The sequence below is a fragment of the Culicoidibacter larvae genome, from assembly GCF_005771635.1.
In the GTDB taxonomy this organism is placed as follows: Bacteria; Bacillota_I; Bacilli_A; order Culicoidibacterales; family Culicoidibacteraceae; genus Culicoidibacter; species Culicoidibacter larvae.
Map to the genome: position 1 here is coordinate 17,096 of NZ_VBWP01000014.1, position 20,851 is coordinate 37,946.

Below are 20,851 nucleotides of genomic sequence, written 5' to 3' on the forward strand. Positions count from 1 at the left end.
AATCTGTAAAACAGTAATATTATCATTATTATACCATTTTTAATTATGAGTTTATATGTTTTTTTCTAAATGAAGTTTTGCTTTCCGCAGAGCGTAAAGGTGGAACATGTGCCAGAAAATAAATGCCGCGATTGCTGAGAATATTGCTAGAATCACAAAGCTTAATCGAAAGCCGATAACGCCTACGAAAGTGATGAATAGCGGAGCGATAATCCTAGCACATGTGTTTGGGAAATCAGCTGCGGCTAAGTATTGCGCACGCTGATTTTCTGGTGCGATTTCAACAATAAAAGTACTGTTTGGGGCAACTAGAATTATTTCACCAAAGGTGAGCACAATCATGCCTAAAGCTAGGAATAGCATTGATGAATCAACACCGAAGAGCAGCATTGAGGCGCTGTAAGCGCCGGCGCCGATTGCAAAGATTGTTTTGTTAGAAAAACGCAAGCGAATCATTAAGCGTTGCAGTAAGATACCAAAGAGGCTGATCATAATGCCGTTGATAGCAATAATGATACTGTATTTATCAACTGCAAAACCAAATATAGATATTTTACTATCAGCGTATATTGAAAGCATGCTACCGAATTGGCTGGCAGTAATTGAGAGCAGAATCCAGGCAACAGCAAAGAGACCAAAGATGCGGTCACGATAAATAGTCATGTAGCCAGCAAATTGCTTATGTAAAGTGGTGAACCAGCCGGGAACATCTTTAAGCAACAATTTCTGTACTTGATGGTGAACCGTCTCATGAAACTGGGTGGTGATGACCAAATACATGATGATGCTGATAATGAAAGCGGAAAGCATGATGAAAAAGGGGTATTCAAAAAAGAGCACGCCACCAATTAATGGACCAACAACGATAGTGATGTTGGCGATGACATAAAAGGTAGAGAATACTGCCGGGCGATCTGCCGGTGCCACCAGGTCGGCAACCATTGCCCGTGAGGCGCTGTTGTAGAATGCTGAGAATAGACCGGTCGTCGCATAGGCAAAGACGGCAAAAAGTGGCAGTTCTGGTAAGAGCGGGAAGAAGCAAATCATATAGAAGATAAAGGTGAGTATCCGCAAAACTGATGCAATCTGCATCATTTTTTTGCGTCCATATCGATCTGCCAGGTAACCACCCATTAATACTGCGACGGCCTCGAATGTTTTTAAGCCGAGCAAAAGAATACCGGTTGCCAACTCCCCGTAGTAGCTAGTAAAAAAACGGGTCATATATGGGAAGAACATCCAATATAAAAAGCCGTTAGTAAATTCCATATAAAGGCGGTACTTTAGATTCTTGTCCCAGTCGCGAAATTTCATAGCATTATTACCGCCCTTCGAAAATATATTGTTCCAATTATAGCAGAAATTTATTGGGAAAAGAAGTGCAATTTCATTCTTTTCAATTTTTGGAAGAAAAATAAAAAAGCGGCACGCTGCGTGCCGCTTTTTTCAGTTTTAATATATCCCGAAGATAAGTACAAAAACAAATGCTAGAACCCAAGCAATTACTTGCCAGGCAACATTAATAATCAATGCCCAAACGAATGGACTGAATTGAATTTGTTTGCCGCCAAGGTTCGCTTTTAAGTCAAATAATTTAACTAGTGGATCACAGATTGTTGCTAAGAACTTTCCAAATCCGCTGTCTAAATATTTTTCCATCCAGTTCATAATGATGAAGTAGATGAAGAACGCAAATGCATAAATGTATACTACCCAAGATATGATTGAAATAATCAATGAAAGTATTGCGTAAAACCCAAACATAATATTCCTCCTAAAATTGGCTATAGCCAAAGTTTATTATATGTTATTTTAAAGCGAATTGCAATTTTAGTCACAATTTACATGATTCATCGGATTAGATAGTTTGTAAAAAGTGGTGAGCTCAGTAGTTTCATCTGCAAATATACCAAAATTGAGTATTTCAAAATCATCCTCAACTTGTTGCAATGCCAATGCCAGCTGTTCGGCCATAATTTGGTTTTTATCTATTTGGCTACTGCCATGAATAATTCCGATTCTCATGTTGCTCATTCCTTTGCATATATTATATTGAATAGTGCGAATGCATTTTCTAGTTAAGCACAAAATATATTTATGCTATAATAAAGTTTAGGAGATGGTAATGATGTTAAAGGCAGAACGCTGGCAGCGAATCTTACAATTGGTAAACCAGGCAGGGTTTGTGCGCAGTGAAGAACTTGCGCAGACGCTTGATTGTGCCGAGATTACGATTCGACGTGATTTAATTGCACTTGCTGAAGTTGGTAAATTAGTAAAAGTACATGGTGGTGCGGTTAGCAATAAGCAACAGAAAGCAAAGACTGATGTGCCGGTAGGAACACGAACTGCTGAGGCAGTTCAGCAAAAAATTCGGATTGCAGAACAGGCAGCAGAGTTGATTGATGCCGGCAGTCATATCTATTTAGATGCCGGGACTAGTGTATCAATGATGATACCATTATTGGAAGATAAAGATATTGTTGTTTATACCCATGGATTGCATCATATTCCTGAACTCATTGCTCATCACATACCTACCTATATAATCGGCGGGCGATTAAAAGCTGAGACCTCAGCTGCAGTCGGTGGTCCGGCAATCCGAATGATTGAAACCATACGTATTGACTACGCTTTTATGGGTACCAATGGTATCAGTCCGACTTTCGGTTTCTCGACACCGGAGCAAGAAGAGGCGACAATTAAACAGGCAATTATTAAACAAGCTAAGCAAGTATATATTTTAGCTGACAGTGATAAGTTTGACCAGGAATCATATATTCAGTTTGCCGGTCACCAAGATGCTACTATTATTACCGATCAAAAACCAAACGAAAAATACCAAAATTTCAATATTATTACTATCTAGTTTTATTTTTTATGAGAAGCCGAAAACGCACATTTCTAAGGAAATGTGCGTTTTTTTTTCAAAAAATGAGCGAAAATGTTTGTAAACGGTTACTCGATATGCTAAAATCAAATTGAAAAAGAACAAAAACAATCATTTTCAATCAACAACAATCTTTTTACACTTACGAAAGGAGATGTTTTCATGATTTATACATACACATTGAACCCATCAATCGATTACGTCATGCACGTTGATGCTATTCAATTTGGAGCAACAAATCGGTCAACTTCAGAAATATATAAAATAGGCGGAAAAGGAATCAATGTCTCGGTGGTACTTAATAATCTAGCGATTAAAAACCGCGCGTCAGGATTTCTTGGTGGTTTTTCGGGAAACTTTATTGATAGTGAGCTGAAAAAATACCAGCATATTGAAAATGACTTTGTCCATACTGAACTGCCAACACGGATTAACATTAAAATCAAACAGGATGTTGAAACCGAAATTAATGGCAGCGGTGCAGCCATTCCTGAAGATGCCATCGAGGCACTCTGGCAGCAAATTCGTAATTTGCCGGATGATGCCTTCGTTGTGCTTTCAGGAAGTCTGGCAAAAGGTGTGCCGGAATCAATATATATTGATATCTGTCAGTACCTGAAAAGCCGCAACATTGGCTTCGTCGTTGACACAGCCTCAGCAACATTGCTGGACATCGCCAAGCTCGGCCCGGTTTTGATTAAACCGAACCGCGAAGAGCTTGAAGCTTTTTACAATAGCGAGTTCGCTGATGATCAAGCACTGATTGCTGCTGGTAAAAGGTTGCATGCCGATGGTGCCCAACATGTGATTATTTCCCTGGGTGGCAAAGGTTCAATGTTGATTTGTGAACAAGGTATCTACCGTGCAACTGTTCCCAAAGGAACGCTGGTTGACTCAGTTGGTGCCGGAGATTCAATGATTGCCGGCTTCGTTTACGGTTTTACCATTGGTATGTCCGCGGTAGAAAGCTTTAGGTATGCTGCGGCGGCCGGCAGCGCCACAGCATACTCAAGGGATTTAGCAACGAAGGATGCTATTAACACATTAAAAGATGATATTGAAATTGTTCAGTTATAAAAATATAGGAGCGTGAAAAAGATGAATATTCAAGAGGTATTAAGAAAAGAGCTTGTAATTCTTGATTTGCAAGCAACAACTAAGGAAGGTGCCATTGAAGAGATGGCGGATCGTTTAGTCGCGACCGGCGTAGTTAGTGACAAGGCAGCTTTTCTGGCAAATATTTGGAAGCGTGAAGAAGAGGGCACAACCGGGATTGGTGATGGGATAGCGATTCCCCATGCTAAAACTGACGTTGTTAGCACCCCGTCAATTGTATTTGCTCGTTCAACCGCAGGCGTTGACTTCGCTTCAATGGACGGCAAACCGGCATACTTATTCTTTATGATTGCCACTCCGGCAAATTCAAGTGATGCTCACTTGAAATTATTGTCTGAGTTATCAACACAATTGATTCATGAATCAGTTCGTAAACAATTAATGACAGAAACTGATTACGATAAAATTATTGGAATCTTCAGCCAAGGGGCAAAAACTGAAAATACAGTTAGTAATGAGGCACCATTTGTTGTTGCTGTTACTGGTTGTGCGACCGGGATTGCTCATACTTATATGGCGGCAGAGAAGTTACAAGAAGCCGGCAATAAACTTGGTATTCGGGTAAAAGTGGAAACTAATGGTTCTACCGGTGTGGAAAATCGCTTGACTGGTGCGGATATTAAGGATGCAGCTGGTGTTGTTATTGCTGCTGATGTCAATGTAGAAATGGATCGTTTTGATGGTAAACACTTGATTTCGCAGCCGGTTGCTGCCGGAATTCACAAGCCGGAACAATTATTGCAGGAAGCAATAAGCGGAAAAGCACCCGTGTACCATAGCGAAGGCGGGAACACTGAAAGTAGTGCCAGTGGTGATAAGTTATCAGTTGGGCAACAAATTTATAAGCATTTAATGAGCGGGGTTTCGCATATGTTACCGTTTGTTATCGGTGGTGGTATCGCTATCGCGTTAGCATTCTTACTTGACCAATTGATTGGTGTGCCGCAAGATCAGTTAGCTAGTCTTGGGTCATATAATGCGATTGCTTCACTCTTTAAACAAATTGGTGGTTTGGCATTTGGCTTTATGCTACCAGTATTTGCCGGATACATTGCTTATAGTATTGCTGATCGACCAGGTTTAGTTGCCGGGTTTGTAGCTGGTGGTATTGCAGCTGGTGGTGGTGCAATTGTTGTGAGCTTAGGTGAAGCAATTGGTATTACTGGTTTATCTGATGCCAGTGCCGGATTCCTTGGCGCTTTAGTTGGTGGTTTCTTGGCTGGTTACGTAGTACTGGGAATTAAAGCATTATTCAAAAACTTGCCAAAAGTGTTTGATGGCATTAAAACAATTCTTATTTATCCAGTGTTAACAGTTATCATTGTCGGCATTCTGATGGTCGTTATTACTATTCCAATGGGATGGTTGAATACTTGGCTGAATGACTTCTTAAATGGTTTAAGCGGCGCCAATGCGATTCTGCTTGGATTATTGCTTGGAGCAATGATGGCAGTTGACTTAGGTGGTCCGGTAAACAAGGCAGCCTATATCTTTGCAACCGGAACATTAGCGGCAACGGTAAGCACCGGTGGTAGCGCAATTATGGCTGCAGTTATGGCAGCCGGAATGGTTCCGCCATTGGCAACGTTTGTGGCAACATTAGTATTCCGCAAAAAATTTACTTCACAAGAACGTGATGCCGGCTTAACGAACTCAGTACTGGGATTATCATTCATTACTGAGGGTGCGATTCCATTTGCAGCCGCCGACCCATTACGGATGATCCCAAGTTTCATTGCCGGAAGTGCAATTACCGGAGCAATCGTTATGTTCTTGAATATTAAAGTATTGGCACCGCATGGTGGAATTTTCGTTATCATGCTTGTGTCTAACCCATTATTCTATATTGTGGCAATTGTTGTCGGAACCTTAATTAGTGCTTTGCTGATTGGCGTGTTGCGCAAAAAACCTACAGTTTAGGGAGAAATTTAAAACCCGCGAAGCCTCGGCTTCGCGGGTTTTGTACTTTTAATACATATTTTTCATCGGCTATTCATGTACTTATACTTGCAAAATCAGTATCATTAATAATGAAATGAATATGGTTGGAGGTAAACAAATGAGAGTAGCAAAATGGATTTTGGCAATTGTTAATGGTATATGGATATTTATCTTTTTTGTAATTGCTTCTATTACACAATATGAGGTCTCACAAAAATTTATTAATGGTCAATGTCCGGCGAATCATCCGGTAGGTGATTTTGGTTGTTCTAATGGACTTACTGTTGCTGGACTGATTGGTATCAGCTTTATATTATGGTTTGTTACGATAGTGGCATTAATTGTCTTGAAGATTGTTAAGATGAATGAAAAACACCAGAATAATTAGCTTATAATAATATTTTGTTAAAAATAAATAATTTTATTAAAATTTTGTATTATAATAATTAAGTGGCGAAACCATAAGTGCCTCTGTGAGGAGGTGAAGGGATGGAGATATTAGCTCTTATAATATTGTTAATACTTCTAATACTACGTCAAATTGATGGTGGAAAAGATGATTAATGAAGGTTGAGTCACAATAAAAAGGAAGCCAAGCCCGGCTTCCTTTTTTCTGTTAACAAGATGGACTTGTTAGCTCTTATACTTCTTGATTATACAACTAATATAAAGAAAAAGCAAGAAATAAAAATATAAATGATAAAATAATAGTAATTTGATTAAAGTATCATACTGCCTTCCATATCTTCGTATTCTTCTTCAAGTTTGGATTTGCCTTGAATGATTCCGTGAGCCTCAAGCAGTTTTTCCAAACGGGGAATGAAGAAACCAAGTAATGGTCCAAGGATTAGCATGCCGATGATGGTGCCTTCGCGGATAGTGAAGGTAAGGCTGAATATTAATGTAAGTATCAGTGAAGAGATGATACAAAGGACATCGAAGCCTTGGCGAACGCGCGCGAATGGCCATTTGGTGACAGTGCTAATAGCAAGGCAGATGCCTTCGGCCGGAAAGGGCACGACATCAAGGATGACGATGAGGCTGACGCAGAAGGCCATGGTGGCGATGGCAAGAGTGAAGATGAGCAGTTGTAGTAGGTAGTTATCGATGAAAAAGTCAGTCAGTAAGCTATAAAGCGTCCAGTTGACGACAACGCCGAGCAGAAGTGAGAGCGGGATTTGCAGGAGATTAATTGGTCGAAAATTCTTTCTGAGTAAGGCAATCTGAGCTAGAAGCAGGATAACGTTGAGGCCGATGCCGATAGTTCCGATTTCAATACCGGTCATAAAATAGAGTGATTGGCAAATAGCATCCCAGGCACCAACACCAATCATCATTTTAATGGTAACAGATGCTGCCATTCCGACGCCGACAACTGCTAATAGGAATAAAGTAATCTGCAACCAATTATATTTGCTTTTTCGCTTCATAACTATAACCACCTTCTAATCTTCTTATTACCTTGATGATATACTATTATTTCTCTTTTGTGAAGTTCTAATAAGTATATAGCTAGTGCCAGGTCAGTATGACCGGCTTGGCCGGCATGCTGACCCAAATTTTCCCGAAAAGAAAGGCATTGCTTCATTTATTCACTTTTTGGTATACTTATAGCAATAGGAGAGGGTATCTATGTTTGAAAGAATTCGTGAGGAGCTGCGGAATATTGAACAAACTCATGGGGTAAAGATCTTATATGCTTGTGAGTCCGGCAGTCGCGCTTGGGGTTTTCCGTCTAAGGATAGTGATTATGATGTGCGTTTTATTTATGTGCATAAGCCGGATTGGTATTTGGCGATTGATCAGCAGTCGGATGTGATTGAGTTATCACTGGATGACGGGGTGCTGGATATGTCAGGATGGGATTTACGTAAGACCCTACAGTTGTATCGCAAATCGAATCCTAGTTTGCAGGAGTGGCTGGAGTCGCCGATTGTCTATCTGGAGCAGGATGATTTTTTACATAATATGTTGCAGTTACAAGATGAGGTGTTTTCGCCGTATGTTTGTTTCCATCATTATTTGTCAATGGCGGAGAATACGTATATGAATTATTTGATGGAAGATGAAGTGCGGGCTAAGAAGTATTTTTATGCTTTGCGACCAATCTTTGCTTGCTGGTGGATTGAAGAGAACGGTACGATGCCACCGATTCCTTTTGATGAGTTGCTGGATAGCAGTGTGCCGCGTGAGACACCGCTCTATGAGGCGATTAGTGAATTGTTATTTGCCAAGATGCAAAACGATGAGCAAGATGTTGTTCCTAAAAACCGATTGTTGAATATGTTTATCAGCGAGTGTGTTGAGGAGTTTCATGAATATGCTAAGACATTAGAGAAAACAAATCATGATGTGACACCGCTGCTAAATCGTTTTTTTATGCATACCTTAAAGAAAGCTTGGAAATAGATAAGTGAGAGGAAAAAATCCTGACCATTCTGTGGTTGGGATTTTATTTATTTTCATAACATTATAATGTTATATTGACAGACGCTTTCAAAAGCATTATAATCTAGCCATATAGTATTTATATGAATGTTTTTTTTGAAGGAGGGATTCTCATGGAAGCAGCTTTAGAGCGCTTTGGAGAAAAGCTTTTGCCATTTGCTAATGCGATTGGTAATCAGCGTCACATGCAAGCAATCCGAAATGGATTAATTGCTATTTTACCACTGACTATTGTGGGGTCGTTTTTTGTCATTTTCTTGAATTTACCGATTCCCGGGTATACTGAGTGGATTGCCCCTTATCGCGAAATTTTGGATGTACCATTTCGTTTTACAGTAGGGATTATGGCTTTGTATGCTAGTTTTACGATTGGCTCGTTTTTAGGAAAGTCTTATGGGTTAGATGATATTACCAGCGGGTTTTTGGCATCTTTAGGATTTTTATTGTTGGTTATGCCGGTTAACATCACTGAAGGTATTACCAGCGCTGGTGTTGAAATTACCGGACGATATATTCCTATTACGCCACTTTCGGCCCAAGGTTTGTTCTCGGCGATTCTAGCATCGGTAATTGCAGTTGAGATTTTTCATTTAATGAAGAAGTATAAGCTGGAAATCAGAATGCCTGAGGGAGTGCCGCCGGTAGTAACGAGTTCATTCTCGGCATTATTACCAACCTTAGTTATTATATTAGTATTCTGGATTCCGCGTCATATTTTGAATTTTGATGTGAATGGTGCATTGACTTGGTTGATTTCACCATTGCAGGTATTCTTAACCGGAGATAACTTATTTGGTGGTATATTAACAGTATTGTTGATTTGTGTCTTCTGGGTATTAGGGATTCATGGTCCGGCAGTATTGGGGCCGATTGTTCGTCCATTCTGGGATCAAGCCATTGCTCAAAACAGTGAGGCTTTCCAAGCTGGAATGAGTGCCTTCCAACTACCGAATATTTTTACCGAGCAGTTTTTGCAATGGTATTTGTGGATTGGTGGCGCAGGAACAACATTGGCATTAGTAATTATGTTTATGTTCTCGAAGTCAAAGTATCTTCGTCAGCTTGGCCGACTTTCATTTTTACCGGGATTATTTAATATTAATGAGCCAATTATTTTTGGAGCACCGATTGTTATGAATCCGATTTTGGCGGTTCCATTCATTGTGACACCGATAATCAACCTATTTATTGCGTATTTCTTTACAATAATGGATTGGGTGCCGCGAATGGTGGCCAAGGCGCCGTTTACAGTGCCGGCACCAATAGGAGCGATGATGAGTTCTAACTGGAATGTCATGTCCTTCTTCTTGGTATTAATATGTTTTGCGGTTTCGTGGGTTATATATTGGCCATTCTTCCGTATATTTGAGCGCCGTAACTTGGAGAATGAGGCGGCAGTTGAAGCCGAAGCGGAAGCTACTAAAGCAGAAGTGAATGATGCAGCAACTGCATAATTTAAAATAGAAAGAATTTGGTGAATTGATATGGATACAGTCTTATTGGGAATATTAATAGTAGCAATAATAATTGTTGCTCAAGTAGTTTTGCGTCGAGTACACTGGGTGGCGCATGCGCCGATTATTAATGTTATTTTGGCAGCATTAGCAATCATTGTCGTTACCGTAGTTATATGTATAGTGCTGGGAAATTACTTTTATGAACCAGTGATTATGGCAACAATTTTTGGGGCAACAATGATTCAGATTAATTATTCAAAGAGATTGCAACGGTATCAAGAAGCAGCTAAATAAGTAAGGGGATGTCGGGAAAATTTAATTTGACCGACATCTTTGATTTTTCATAGAAAGACGGTGTATAATATGAATAGACGATTGGGAATTTCAATTTATCCGGAACACTCGACGGTAGAGCGGGATAAGGCATACATTAAGCGCGCTGCCGAATGTGGTTTTGAGCGGGTGTTTACTTGTTTGTTATCAGCGCAGAAACCGATTGATGTGATTCGTGAAGAATTCAGTGAGACAATTGGCTTTGCCAGAAATTTAGAGATGGATGTCATTTTAGATATTGCGCCAGCAGTATTCTCCGGTTTAGGAATTAGTTATGATGATTTATCATTTTTTGCTGAACTGGGTGCCAGCGGGATCCGTTTAGATTTAGGTTTTGATGGCTTGCGCGAATCACAGTTTACTTATAACCAATATGATTTGGATATTGAAATCAACATGAGTAACAACACCAATTATGTCAATAATATTTTTTCGCATAATCCTAAGGAGACGAAATTATTAGGGTGTCATAATTTTTATCCGCAACGCTTTACCGGACTTGATTTTGATTTTTTCATTGCTTGTTCGCAACGTTTTAAAGAATTAGGATTACGTACAGCAGCATTTGTAAGCTCAGATGCAGCAACAATCGGACCATGGGACATAAATGACGGTTTATGTACTTTGGAAGAGCATCGGGAGTTGCCGATTACGACACAGGCAAAACATCTTTGGGCTACCAATTTGATTGATGACGTTATTATTGGGAATGCTTACGCCAGTGATGATGAGTTAGCGGCACTTGGCGCACTGAACCGTTATGTATTGGAGTTTGAAGTTGAAGTTGAGGCTGGAGTGAGTGCAGTCGAACGAACAATTATGTTTGATGAGCCGCATATTCGCCGTGGTGATATAAGCAGTTATATGATTCGCTCAACGCCGAGCCGGACCAAATACAAAGCTGAGCAGTTTCCGGTTCGCCCGGTAGAGAGTCATACCTGCGGTGATGTGATGATTGGTAATGACAACTTTGGCAAGTATAAAGGTGAGTTACAATTAATTTTAAAAACAATGCCAATTGATGAACGTAAGAATTTAGTTGCTCGGGTTGTTGATTACGAACGATTCTTGATTCCGTATATCGGCGCATGGAACACATTAGCATTTAAGGAAAAAACAAAATAGATAAGGAGTCTTAATGATGGGACATTTATTAAAGTCGGGGATTTTGCTTGATACCTCTCATCCGCGACATTTACAGCAAACTGACATTTTAATTGAGGATGGGAAGATTAGCCAAGTGGCGGCAAATATTGCTGCGGATGAGCATGAAGTTATTGAATTAAGCGGGAAGTATGTATCGGCGGGCTGGATTGATATGCACGCACATACGTTTACCAGTGATGGTCCGCTTAGTACTGATGCTGATCTCCTTGGTGTTGAGCAAGGCGTAAGTATGGTTATCGATGCCGGTACTGCCGGAAGCGACGACATGCCGGTCTTTTTTGAGCAGATGCAAACAAAGAAGACAAAGATTAAAGCCTTTATAAATGTTTCATCAATGGGAATTGCCAGCCGGTATGAGTTGCGGGATTTAAATCAGATTAGATTTGATGATATCCGCAACACATATAAAAACTACCAGGATTTTATTGTTGGTATTAAGGTACGTGAGAGCGGTAGTGTGGTGGGTGAAAACGGAGTGCAACCGCTTGTCCTCGGACAAACGATTGCAAAAGAACTTGGATTGCCAATCATGGTTCATATCGGCAATACGCCGCCGGAATTATTGGATATTCTAGCTTTGTTAAAGCGTGGCGATATTGTTACGCACATATATAATGGCAAAGCTAATAATATTTTCCAAGGTGGCGATGTGGTGCATCCGGATGTTATTGCAGCTCATCAGCGCGGCGTTATTTTTGATATTGGTCATGGTCGAGATAGTTTTAGTTTTGATGTGGCCCGCCGTGCGTTAGCACAAGGATTGGTGACTGATACGATTAGTACAGACGGGTATACTGAAAATTTACCGGGACCGGTAAAAAGTTTAGCTAACGTGGTAACTAAGTTTCTGCACTTAGGTATGCCGCTTGCCGATTGTATTGATAAGATTACTGCGAAGCCGGCGGCAGTGCTTGGCCTTGAGAACGGCCGTGTGCTGCCCGGACTTCCTGCTGATATAACCGTCTTTAGTGTTATTCGTGAGGAAGTTGAATTAGTAGATAGTACTGGTGCGGTTGAGATTGGGCAGCAATTCATCCAGCCGGAGATGGTATTTATTGATGGTGATAAATTTTTAGTACACCCCAAGAGTACTTGTTCACAAGCGGTTATAGAGCCGCTTGACACAGCGGAGGAGTTAAATAGTATGGAGTTAGTTGATTTAGGTGTGCGCCGGGTAATTAATGCCTCGGGGCGGATGACCAAGCTTGGGGTTTCAACACCAAGTGCGTCGGTGCTAGCAGCGATGAATCGTGGTGCCGACAGTTATGTGCTGATGGATGAATTAATTGATGCAGCCGGTCAGTTTATTGCCAGCGAGATTGGTGCGGCTGACGTTTGTGTGACAACAAGTGCTTCTAGTGGAATTGTTTTGACAATTGCTTCATTGATAGCCAAAAATAATATTGAGTATATTGAGAACCTGACGAAATATAGTTCAAAACTGCCAAATCAAGTGTTGATGCTTAAGGGACACAATGTGAATTATAATGTGCCAATCGAGACGATGGTGAATCTTGGTGGCGGTGTTATTAAAGAAGTTGGCTCAGCTAACCAGGCGTCACGTGCGCAGCTGGAAGCGGCGGTCAGCGATGATACGATTGCGCTTTTTTACGTGAAATCGCATCATACGGTGCAGAAGAATATGGTTTCGCTTGAAGACATGATTGCTGTCGCTAAGGCATATCATTTGCCATTGATTGTAGATGCTGCAGCTGAAGAAGATTTCAGTAAGTATCTGGCAATGGGCGCTGATTTGGTCATCTATAGCGGAACTAAAGCTTTATGCGGTCCGACATCGGGATTTGTAGCTGGTAGTGACGCTGAGTTGATTGCTAATATTAAAGCACAATACCGTGGCATTGGCCGGGCAATGAAGGTCGGCAAGGAAACTATTTACGGATTGGTACAGGCGGTTGCTGAGTTTATGCAGGCACCACCAAAACCAGTGGTAACCCAGACTGAACTTGAAGCGTTTATGGGCGCTGTGAATCAGATTGCCGGATTAACTGCTGAATTTGAAGATGATGAGTCCGGGCGGGCAATTGCGCGAGTGCAGATTCATGTTGATGAACGAACTGATGGTTATGGAAAAAATGCGCTCACCCTGGTCAGCGAGCTGGCCCAAGGTGAGGTAGCGATATTCACCCGTGACTACTATGCTAATGTTGGTCACTTCAGCATTGATCCGCGGCCGTTGTTGGCAGGCGACTTAGATATTATTTTAAGCCAATTACAAAATTTGCAAGGAGAATGAGTTATGAATACAAAAATTAGTTTTTATAAAGGACGAGTAGCATTGAATGTGCTGACTAATAGCCTTGAGAATGCCAAAGCAATTTATGATGCAACTGAAGGTCATGTAGTAGTAGGATTGCTTTCTGCCGACTACCCGGATGTGCCAAGTGCAATTACTGATATGAAACAATATCAAGAAGCAATTGATAATGCAATTTCAGTAGGTCTTGGTGCCGGTAATCCTAAACAGTGGCGAGCTGTGGCGGAAATTTCAGCAGTCTTAAAACCGCAACATGCTAATCAAGTATTTCCGGCAGTAGGTTTTACCCGGGCAAAGATTGATAATGATACAAGCTTCATCAATACACTAGTAAGCCCAAGCGGAACACCAGGGATGGTGAAAATTACTACCGGACCACTTTCAAGTCAAGCACCTGATGGTGTTGTACCTGTTGAATCAGCGATTGCTTTGATTAAAGACATGGGTGGTAGTTCAATTAAGTTCTTTCCAATGAAGGGTTTAGCAACTAAAGATGAATATATTGCGGTCGCAAAGGCTTGTGCGGAGCACGATTTAGCATTAGAGCCAACCGGTGGTATTGATTTGGATAACTTTGAAGAGATTGTACAAATTGCCCTTGATGCCGGAGTAAAAGAAATTATTCCTCATGTATATACTTCAATCATTGATAAAGACAGTGGTTCAACACGTATTGAAGATGTTGAAACATTATATGCAATAATCAAAAAAATAGTCTAGTATAGGAGCGATTGAGTATGCAAAAGATTGCCGGTTTCGGAGAAATTATGCAGCGACTGATGACACAGAAGTATCAGACAATTGAGCAGACGCAAGGCTTTGATGTGATGTACACCGGAACCGCCTTGAATGTTTTGGCGAGCCTGGCTTACTTTGGCTATGATACACGTATGATCAGTAAGTTGCCGGAGAATGCTTTGGGCTTTGCGGCCAGGAGTGCGGCGCAAAGTTTTGGCGTTGATATGTCAAGAGTGATTATCGGCGGCGATTACCTGGGATTGTATTTTTTAGAGCAGGGATTTGGGGTGCGGCCTTCTAAGGTTATTTATAATCGTGAGCATAGTGCATTTGTGACCTCGCATTTGGATGAATATGATTGGGATGCTATTTATCAGGATGTGACTCATGTACATTTTTGCGGGATTAGTTTTGCGGTGGCAGAAAATGTGCGTAATATTGCAGTGGCAGCGATTAAGCAGGCTAAGGAACGCGATATTGTTGTGAGTTTGGATTTTAACTATCGCCCCGGGCTTTGGAGCAAGGAAGAAGCTATTGATGTTTACTTAGGTGTTTTGCCGCTCGTTGATATTTGTTTTGCTAATCAGCGGGATTTTTCAGAATTATTGCCGTTTAGCGTGATTGATGAGACTGAGAGTTACGAGCAAATGATTGAGAAGACGATGCAAGATGTGTTCTCGAGATACCCTAATATTCAGTTGATTGCCGGAACCAAACGTTTAGTTTTAGAACCAACCTTTCATCAGTTGCAAGGATTCATTGCAACCCCTGCGACCGTAGTGTTTTCCAAGGCGTATCAATTTGATGTGCTGGAGCGAATCGGTGGTGGTGATGCATTTGTTGCCGGTGTTTTACATGGCTATTTGGGGGAAGAACCCTTGAGCTACACCGTCGAGTTCGGTGTAGCCAGTAGCGTGTACAAGCACACAATTTTAGGCGACTCAAATCGGGCTCGCATTAGTGACATTGAAAAGTTGATGAAAAGCAGTAAAAATGATATGATAGAGAGGTAAATTACGATCTGTAAGGAGAGGTTATTTACCTCTTTTTTTACATTTAGGAGGAAAACAAATGCTCGATTACCGTAAGGGGGCACCGGCATTGTATTTGCAGATTAAGGATATTTTACGCCAAGAGATTTTCGATGGCTTATATCCTCTAGGAACTTACATTCCAACCGAAACCGAATTGGAAAAAAAGTTCGATGTCAGCAAGATTACGATTCGCAAAGCAATTCAGGATTTAGAAGATGAGGGGTATCTGCTAAAGAAGAAGGGCAAAGGGACATTGGTTATTCAGAATAACTATTTTAACAAACTTTCAAAGGCCAAGTCTTATTCACAGAAACTTGAGGAATTAGGGTTTACGCTTTCAAAAGCAGAGGTTACAGTATCACGAGTGGATACCAAAACAATTCCCGGACTGGACAACTATTTTGCGACGCAGGCACTCTGTGTATCACGGGTTATTCTGGCAGATAAAGATAAACTGACATACATTCAAACTTATTTGCCGGCAACTCTGGGATTACCAGAAATTGCAAGCGGGTACAAAGATTCATTGTATCGGTTGTTATCTGACTTAGGTGCAACGATGGGGCGTTGTGAAGATCAATTTAGTGTTGAATATGCCAACAGTGAAGTTGCTGCCAAATTGAACATTCCTGCCGGGCAGGCAATTTTAAAGCGAATCAGAATCGGTTATGATCAGTTTAACCAAGTAATTGAATATTCATTAGCATACTATCCGACGACAATTCAACCTTATATTGTTGAGATGGAGAAGTAGAAAAAGGGGCACCGCTTGGCGGTGCCCCTTTTTTATAAAATAAAGCAATAAATAAGTTGGAAAACAAAAAAAATGGGATTTCATGTGTTTTATTTGCAAAGATAGAGTGCTTTACTTGTGCAATCGTGAAATCAGATTTATACTAAAATAGAAAGGTGTGAGATAAATGGAAAATTTAGCAAAGGATGCTAGCCAGTTTACTAAAGTTGAAAATAAGAAGTTGTTATCTCAGTTAGATTTTGCTGACATGCAAGATTTTGAGGATGCGCAACGGGGATTATTGGGAACAGTACCGGCTCCGGGAATAACTAATGCAAATGGAGATGTTGTTTGGTCAGTAGAGAAGTTTGCTTTTGAAGATATTGATGCAGATTGCCCTGACACGGTAAATCCAAGTCTTTGGCGTCAAGCAAAATTAAATAATATACACGGATTATTTGAAGTAACTGAGGGTATTTATCAGGTGCGTAATCTTGATCTTGCCAACATGACAATTATTGAAAGTGACACCGGTATTATCATTATTGATACAACAAGTACGGTTGATCAATCCAAAGCGGCACTGCAGTTGTATTATTCAATTCGTGGTGAGAAACCAATTAAAGCAATTTTAATTACTCACTCACATGTTGACCACTATGGTGGATTAGCAGGATTAGTGAGTCAGGAAGATATTGATTCTGGGAAAGTACCATTATATGTACCGGATGGATTCTTACTTGAAGCTATTAGCGAAAATGCTTATGTTGGGAATATTATGAGTCGCCGTATGTATAATCAGGTTGGTATTATTCTTGACGCCAGTCCAAAAGGTCAAGTGGATGAGGGATTAGGTAAAGGTGGTGCTATTAATGGTGAAGTGTCATTGTTAGTACCATCACATATAATAAAAGAAAAACGTGAGACCCATGTGATTGATGGTTTCGAGATTGAATTTATGCTAGTGCCAGGAACAGAAGCGCCTGCCGAAATGATTATGTATATGCCAAGCAAAAAAATATTATTACCGGCTGAATTAATTACTCATAATTTGCATAATGTCCTGACATTACGTGGCGCCCAAGTTCGTGACGTACGTAAATGGTGGCAAGCTATTGATGATATGATGGCAATTTATGGCGATAAGACAGATATTATTTGTGCCGTTCACCATTGGCCGACATGGGGACACGAACGTTGCATGGAATTGATGACAATCCAACGTGATACTTATAAATATATGCTTGACCAAACTTTACGTTTGATGAACTTAGGATACAACATGGTTGAGATTGCCGAAATGATGGAGTTGCCACCAAAACTAGGCAATCATTGGAGCATGCGTGGATATTATGGAACATTGAATCATGATGTGAAAGCCATCTATCAACGCTATTTAGGTTGGTTTGACATGAATCCGGCTAACTTACATCCGTTACCACCGGTTGAACAAGGCAAAGCTTTTGTTGAATTTGGTGGCGGTAGCGAAGCGGTACTTGCAAAAGTAAAAGCTGCATATGAAAATGGAGAATATCGCTTTGGTGCGGAAATTGGTAAACATTTGGTGTTTGCTGAGCCGGATAATAAGGAAGCGATGTTGGTGCTTGCTGATATTTATGAGCAATTAGGTTACCAGAGTGAAGCCGGAACATGGCGTGATACTTATCTGATGGGGGCACTTGAATTACGGGCTGCTACAGCAGGCAAGAAAATTACTCCACCGGTTGGAACCGTAGGTGTAAACTCATTGAATGCTATGGAAGACTATATGTTGCTTGATTTCTTGTCAATGCTTATTGTTGGTCCGAAAATAGTTGATAAGCCAATGAACTTCAAGTTAGTGCAACCTGATCGCAAATCAACTTATGCGCTGGAAATAAGTAATGGGGTTTTGATTTTCCATGAGAATAAAAAGTTGCCAAATGTTGATGCAACAATTACTTTGAATCGTAATGAGTTATCAATGCTGGCGCTAAAAATGACAAAACCATCTGAACTGATTGCCTCAGGAAAAATGACGGTTGAAGGTAATGCTGATATGGTTGAAGAGTTCTTCACCGAACTTGATGCATTTACCCTTGATATTAATATTGCCAGACCATAAATTGGTTTAAAAAAAGCTCCCTGCCGGGGAGTTTTTTTCCTTGTTTAAACAACTGCAGAAATATGGTAGAATAAAGCTATTAGGTGGTGCCAAGCAGCATGAACAAATATTATGAGATTTATGAAGATTTGAAAGCAAAGATTTTAAATAATGAGTATCGGGAGCTGTTGCCTTCTGAAAATCAACTGACCGAGATTTATGGGGTGACGCGTAATACTATTCGTAGGGCTATTGATCTACTTGCCAGTGATGGTTTTGTTGTCAGTAAAAAAGGCAAGGGTGTTTTTGTGCTTGAGAATCGCTCGGTTGAATTTGCTATCAGTGGTTTGGAAAGTTTTCGCGAGGTTATGATTCGAACCGGGGAAAAATTTAAAACTGATGTTGCTGAGTTTGGGGCGATGATTGCTGATGAGCAGTTAGCAAAGCAGAGCGGGTTTACGCCGGGGACGGTGCTGACACATATTAAGCGGGTGCGTTCGTTGCAAAATGAGCGGATTATTCTTGATGTTAATTATTTTGTTGAACAATTGATTCCTGGACTTACTAAGGAAGTTGCTGAACAGTCGATTTATACTTTTATTGAGCAAGAACTAAATATTGAGATTGGTATTGCTAAAAAGAGTATTGTGATTGAACGGGCTACAGAGATGGACTATCAATATTTGGATATGCTTGACTTTGACTTAGTAGTCGTTGTGCATAACTTTGTTTATTTACAGGACGGGGTATTGTTTGAGTATACGCAGTCGCGTCACCGTCCCGATCGCTTTATTTTTACCGATATTGCTCGCCGATAACTAAGATGAGTCGGCCACTGGATAACCAGTGGCCGTTTTTTGTTAGAAAATGTATTTTGATTGTACTTTGTGTGTATAATTAATGAACAATATTGCTAAATTATCGTATTTTTATTATAATTTAATCTTGTAAGCAGTTATAAAATGTAAAGTGGGGGGCTTTTTTATGACAAAAATATTGTTTGTAGATGATGATGAGCGCTATCAAACGGTCATCAAAGAATTATTAGAAGTTGAAGGGTATACCGTTGTAACGGCAATGAATGTTGCCAGTGGACTGGAACTCTATAAAAATAGTAAGTTTGATTTAGTAATTAGCGATTTAAAGATGGAGACTTTTGATGGGCTTCAGTTCTTACAAATGATTCGCAAATATAATAAGCAAGCGAAAGTGATTATTTTGACAAATTCAGAAAGTCCGCGCGACGAGTTGCGGGGCTTGGATTTAGAAGCAAGTGAGTATATTAATAAGACAACTGAAATTGATATTATGCTCAAGCGAATTGAGCGCGTACTGATGATGGATGTTGATGCTCAGCCTAAACGTGAAATTTTACGAAGTAATTTTGAGGATTTATCTTTAGACTTGCGCAATTTCCGGGTGAAGAAGAATGATGTGGAATATAATCTTACGCAGACGGAATTTAATGTCTTGGCTTATTTGATGAAAAATAAAAATGAAGTTGTCAGCCGGGAAACAATTTTGGAAGCAGTTTGGAATGTATCCGGGACGCTTGGCGATATTCGTGCCGTAGATACTTATGTAAAGCGGATTCGTTCGAAGTTGCGGATTTCGAGCATTTTTACCGTTCGCGGTGTTGGCTATGAATGGGTTGAGAAGTAATGAAGAATACAGGGTGGAAAAAATTATTTTATGTTTTGACAATCACCTACTTTGTATTTGTACTTATCCTTGCAGCTGCATTATATTTGATGTCGAACATGTATAACCAACTAAATATGCAACACGCAGAAACGATGAAAAATGAAATTACTGAAATACTGTATACCCAAGAGACAAGTGATTTGCCTCAGGTGCTCAGTGCGTTTAAAGCTGAAAATAATGTTGATTTAGTAGTTATTACGCCAAATGAATTGATTTATTCATCAATGCCAACTGCTGATTTTTCAGTTTTAAATAAGACTGTTAATCAAGAACAAATTAGTTTTTATGGTGCTTTTACCGTTGAACAAGATGGATTAACATATCAGGTTTGGACTGCGGTCTATAAAATTAACAGCGAGCAATTTTTCTTAATTATTATGACAGCATTTGTTTTGGCAGTGCTGGTTTTGGCGTGTATTATAATTGTTCTTTTATTATTAGTATTCCGTAATTCAATTAAACCACTAAGCCGTTTGCGTGATAATATTCTCAAGCTGCGCAGTTATCAGCTTGATGAAGTAGCGGCGAAAGCGAATGCCAATGAATATGACCGGCTTTCGCAAGAGCTTAGTGAGTTTACTGATGACTTGCAAGAGAAGATGGATGTTATTGGCACCCAGTATTCTCAGCTTGAGCGTGAGCTGCAGAAGAAGCAAGAGCAACACATCAGTAAAATTAATTTAGTGCGATCATTGATTCATGATGCTAAAACACCGGTCAGCTTGGAGTTGCTGAATATCAGTCAGCTTAAGAAAAATGACGGTAATATTGAAGAAAATGAGCAACGGCTTCAAAATATGGAGCAGAATAATAAAGCCTTGCTTGCTGATATTCTTGATATCATGAAGATTTTAAATGAGCTAACTATGTAATTGTCAATATATAATCATAAAATTATTGTTCATTCTTTAATAGCGTAACTTGAAAGGATC

20 protein-coding genes are annotated in these 20,851 nt (G+C 40.1%); 16 read left to right on the plus strand and 4 right to left on the minus strand.

Features of this window, described 5'->3' with window-relative positions; translation table 11 throughout:
• Positions 1-51: 51 nt before the first annotated feature.
• The 3 genes from FEZ08_RS11285 to FEZ08_RS11295 all read right to left on the minus strand — a co-directional run bounded on the left by FEZ08_RS11285 (position 52) and on the right by FEZ08_RS11295 (position 2,025).
• Complete coding sequence (locus FEZ08_RS11285) at positions 52-1,314, minus strand: MFS transporter (protein ID WP_138192445.1); 1,263 nt, start codon at positions 1,312-1,314, stop codon at positions 52-54.
• Between the two features lie 138 nt (positions 1,315-1,452).
• On the minus strand, positions 1,453-1,764 hold the full coding sequence (locus FEZ08_RS11290; protein WP_138192448.1) for a YggT family protein: 312 nt from the start codon (positions 1,762-1,764) through the stop codon (positions 1,453-1,455).
• 66 nt (positions 1,765-1,830) lie between these two features.
• Positions 1,831-2,025, minus strand: a complete 195-nt coding sequence (locus FEZ08_RS11295) for an RpiB/LacA/LacB family sugar-phosphate isomerase (protein WP_138192450.1) — start codon at positions 2,023-2,025, stop codon at positions 1,831-1,833.
• Positions 2,026-2,125: 100 nt separating this feature from the next.
• On the opposite strand from FEZ08_RS11295, the gene FEZ08_RS11300 reads away from it, so the two are divergent.
• From FEZ08_RS11300 to FEZ08_RS11315, 4 genes are all read left to right on the plus strand, one after another.
• The gene (locus FEZ08_RS11300) at positions 2,126-2,869 is read left to right on the plus strand and encodes a DeoR/GlpR family DNA-binding transcription regulator (RefSeq protein ID WP_171015055.1); all 744 of its coding nucleotides are present in this window, start codon (positions 2,126-2,128) and stop codon (positions 2,867-2,869) included.
• A gap of 183 nt (positions 2,870-3,052) precedes the next feature.
• Positions 3,053-3,967: a 1-phosphofructokinase gene (gene pfkB / locus FEZ08_RS11305; RefSeq protein WP_138192454.1), complete on the plus strand. Its 915-nt coding sequence runs from the start codon at positions 3,053-3,055 to the stop codon at positions 3,965-3,967.
• A 21-nt stretch (positions 3,968-3,988) separates the two neighbouring features.
• Positions 3,989-5,926 (plus strand): PTS fructose transporter subunit IIABC, encoded by a 1,938-nt coding sequence (locus FEZ08_RS11310; protein ID WP_138192456.1) that lies wholly within the window; start codon positions 3,989-3,991, stop codon positions 5,924-5,926.
• Positions 5,927-6,065: 139 nt separating this feature from the next.
• Positions 6,066-6,335 carry a hypothetical protein gene (locus FEZ08_RS11315; protein ID WP_138192458.1) on the plus strand — a complete coding sequence of 90 codons (270 nt, stop codon included), beginning with the start codon at positions 6,066-6,068 and terminating at the stop codon, positions 6,333-6,335.
• A gap of 331 nt (positions 6,336-6,666) precedes the next feature.
• Here FEZ08_RS11315 and FEZ08_RS11320 read toward each other — a convergent pair whose 3' ends face one another.
• A complete protein-coding gene (locus FEZ08_RS11320) occupies positions 6,667-7,377 on the minus strand; it encodes a DUF6198 family protein (RefSeq protein WP_138192460.1) in 711 nt (236 codons plus the stop codon).
• A gap of 202 nt (positions 7,378-7,579) precedes the next feature.
• Between FEZ08_RS11320 and FEZ08_RS11325 the strand changes: the two genes are divergently transcribed.
• The 12 genes from FEZ08_RS11325 (at position 7,580) to FEZ08_RS11380 (ending at position 20,791) form a co-directional block, all read left to right on the plus strand.
• The gene (locus tag FEZ08_RS11325; RefSeq protein ID WP_138192462.1) at positions 7,580-8,356 is read left to right on the plus strand and encodes a nucleotidyltransferase domain-containing protein; all 777 of its coding nucleotides are present in this window, start codon (positions 7,580-7,582) and stop codon (positions 8,354-8,356) included.
• Positions 8,357-8,508: 152 nt separating this feature from the next.
• Positions 8,509-9,849, plus strand: a complete 1,341-nt coding sequence (locus tag FEZ08_RS11330) for a PTS sugar transporter subunit IIC (RefSeq protein WP_138192464.1) — start codon at positions 8,509-8,511, stop codon at positions 9,847-9,849.
• Positions 9,850-9,879: 30 nt separating this feature from the next.
• On the plus strand, positions 9,880-10,146 hold the full coding sequence (locus tag FEZ08_RS11335) for a hypothetical protein (RefSeq protein WP_138192466.1): 267 nt from the start codon (positions 9,880-9,882) through the stop codon (positions 10,144-10,146).
• A 69-nt stretch (positions 10,147-10,215) separates the two neighbouring features.
• On the plus strand, positions 10,216-11,310 hold the full coding sequence (locus FEZ08_RS11340) for a DUF871 domain-containing protein (RefSeq protein ID WP_138192468.1): 1,095 nt from the start codon (positions 10,216-10,218) through the stop codon (positions 11,308-11,310).
• Positions 11,311-11,323: 13 nt separating this feature from the next.
• Positions 11,324-13,606 carry an amidohydrolase/deacetylase family metallohydrolase gene (locus FEZ08_RS11345; RefSeq protein ID WP_138192470.1) on the plus strand — a complete coding sequence of 761 codons (2,283 nt, stop codon included), beginning with the start codon at positions 11,324-11,326 and terminating at the stop codon, positions 13,604-13,606.
• A gap of 3 nt (positions 13,607-13,609) precedes the next feature.
• Positions 13,610-14,347, plus strand: coding sequence for a 2-dehydro-3-deoxy-phosphogluconate aldolase (gene dagF / locus FEZ08_RS11350; RefSeq protein WP_138192472.1), 738 nt, complete (start codon positions 13,610-13,612; stop codon positions 14,345-14,347).
• Positions 14,348-14,364: 17 nt separating this feature from the next.
• Positions 14,365-15,378 (plus strand): sugar kinase, encoded by a 1,014-nt coding sequence (locus tag FEZ08_RS11355; RefSeq protein WP_138192474.1) that lies wholly within the window; start codon positions 14,365-14,367, stop codon positions 15,376-15,378.
• Between the two features lie 58 nt (positions 15,379-15,436).
• Complete coding sequence (locus FEZ08_RS11360; protein WP_138192476.1) at positions 15,437-16,153, plus strand: GntR family transcriptional regulator; 717 nt, start codon at positions 15,437-15,439, stop codon at positions 16,151-16,153.
• A 166-nt stretch (positions 16,154-16,319) separates the two neighbouring features.
• A complete protein-coding gene (locus FEZ08_RS11365; RefSeq protein WP_138192478.1) occupies positions 16,320-18,236 on the plus strand; it encodes an alkyl/aryl-sulfatase in 1,917 nt (638 codons plus the stop codon).
• 98 nt (positions 18,237-18,334) lie between these two features.
• A complete protein-coding gene (gene treR / locus FEZ08_RS11370; RefSeq protein ID WP_138192480.1) occupies positions 18,335-19,033 on the plus strand; it encodes a trehalose operon repressor in 699 nt (232 codons plus the stop codon).
• A 166-nt stretch (positions 19,034-19,199) separates the two neighbouring features.
• On the plus strand, positions 19,200-19,877 hold the full coding sequence (locus tag FEZ08_RS11375) for a response regulator transcription factor (protein ID WP_138192482.1): 678 nt from the start codon (positions 19,200-19,202) through the stop codon (positions 19,875-19,877).
• Positions 19,877-20,791 carry a hypothetical protein gene (locus tag FEZ08_RS11380; protein ID WP_138192484.1) on the plus strand — a complete coding sequence of 305 codons (915 nt, stop codon included), beginning with the start codon at positions 19,877-19,879 and terminating at the stop codon, positions 20,789-20,791. The genes FEZ08_RS11375 and FEZ08_RS11380 overlap by 1 nt, the downstream gene beginning before the upstream one ends.
• Positions 20,792-20,851: the final 60 nt, after the last annotated feature.

Bases quoted from the DNA above. Each gene is read 5' to 3' on its own strand.
- FEZ08_RS11285 (WP_138192445.1), bottom strand. From the start codon at position 1,314: ATGAAATTTCGCGACTGGGACAAGAATCTAAAGTACCGCCTTTATATG.
- FEZ08_RS11290 (WP_138192448.1), bottom strand. From the start codon at position 1,764: ATGTTTGGGTTTTACGCAATACTTTCATTGATTATTTCAATCATATCT.
- FEZ08_RS11295 (WP_138192450.1), bottom strand. From the start codon at position 2,025: ATGAGAATCGGAATTATTCATGGCAGTAGCCAAATAGATAAAAACCAA.
- FEZ08_RS11300 (WP_171015055.1), top strand. From the start codon at position 2,126: ATGATGTTAAAGGCAGAACGCTGGCAGCGAATCTTACAATTGGTAAAC.
- pfkB (WP_138192454.1), top strand. From the start codon at position 3,053: ATGATTTATACATACACATTGAACCCATCAATCGATTACGTCATGCAC.
- FEZ08_RS11310 (WP_138192456.1), top strand. From the start codon at position 3,989: ATGAATATTCAAGAGGTATTAAGAAAAGAGCTTGTAATTCTTGATTTG.
- FEZ08_RS11315 (WP_138192458.1), top strand. From the start codon at position 6,066: ATGAGAGTAGCAAAATGGATTTTGGCAATTGTTAATGGTATATGGATA.
- FEZ08_RS11320 (WP_138192460.1), bottom strand. From the start codon at position 7,377: ATGAAGCGAAAAAGCAAATATAATTGGTTGCAGATTACTTTATTCCTA.
- FEZ08_RS11325 (WP_138192462.1), top strand. From the start codon at position 7,580: ATGTTTGAAAGAATTCGTGAGGAGCTGCGGAATATTGAACAAACTCAT.
- FEZ08_RS11330 (WP_138192464.1), top strand. From the start codon at position 8,509: ATGGAAGCAGCTTTAGAGCGCTTTGGAGAAAAGCTTTTGCCATTTGCT.
- FEZ08_RS11335 (WP_138192466.1), top strand. From the start codon at position 9,880: ATGGATACAGTCTTATTGGGAATATTAATAGTAGCAATAATAATTGTT.
- FEZ08_RS11340 (WP_138192468.1), top strand. From the start codon at position 10,216: ATGAATAGACGATTGGGAATTTCAATTTATCCGGAACACTCGACGGTA.
- FEZ08_RS11345 (WP_138192470.1), top strand. From the start codon at position 11,324: ATGATGGGACATTTATTAAAGTCGGGGATTTTGCTTGATACCTCTCAT.
- dagF (WP_138192472.1), top strand. From the start codon at position 13,610: ATGAATACAAAAATTAGTTTTTATAAAGGACGAGTAGCATTGAATGTG.
- FEZ08_RS11355 (WP_138192474.1), top strand. From the start codon at position 14,365: ATGCAAAAGATTGCCGGTTTCGGAGAAATTATGCAGCGACTGATGACA.
- FEZ08_RS11360 (WP_138192476.1), top strand. From the start codon at position 15,437: ATGCTCGATTACCGTAAGGGGGCACCGGCATTGTATTTGCAGATTAAG.
- FEZ08_RS11365 (WP_138192478.1), top strand. From the start codon at position 16,320: ATGGAAAATTTAGCAAAGGATGCTAGCCAGTTTACTAAAGTTGAAAAT.
- treR (WP_138192480.1), top strand. From the start codon at position 18,335: ATGAACAAATATTATGAGATTTATGAAGATTTGAAAGCAAAGATTTTA.
- FEZ08_RS11375 (WP_138192482.1), top strand. From the start codon at position 19,200: ATGACAAAAATATTGTTTGTAGATGATGATGAGCGCTATCAAACGGTC.
- FEZ08_RS11380 (WP_138192484.1), top strand. From the start codon at position 19,877: ATGAAGAATACAGGGTGGAAAAAATTATTTTATGTTTTGACAATCACC.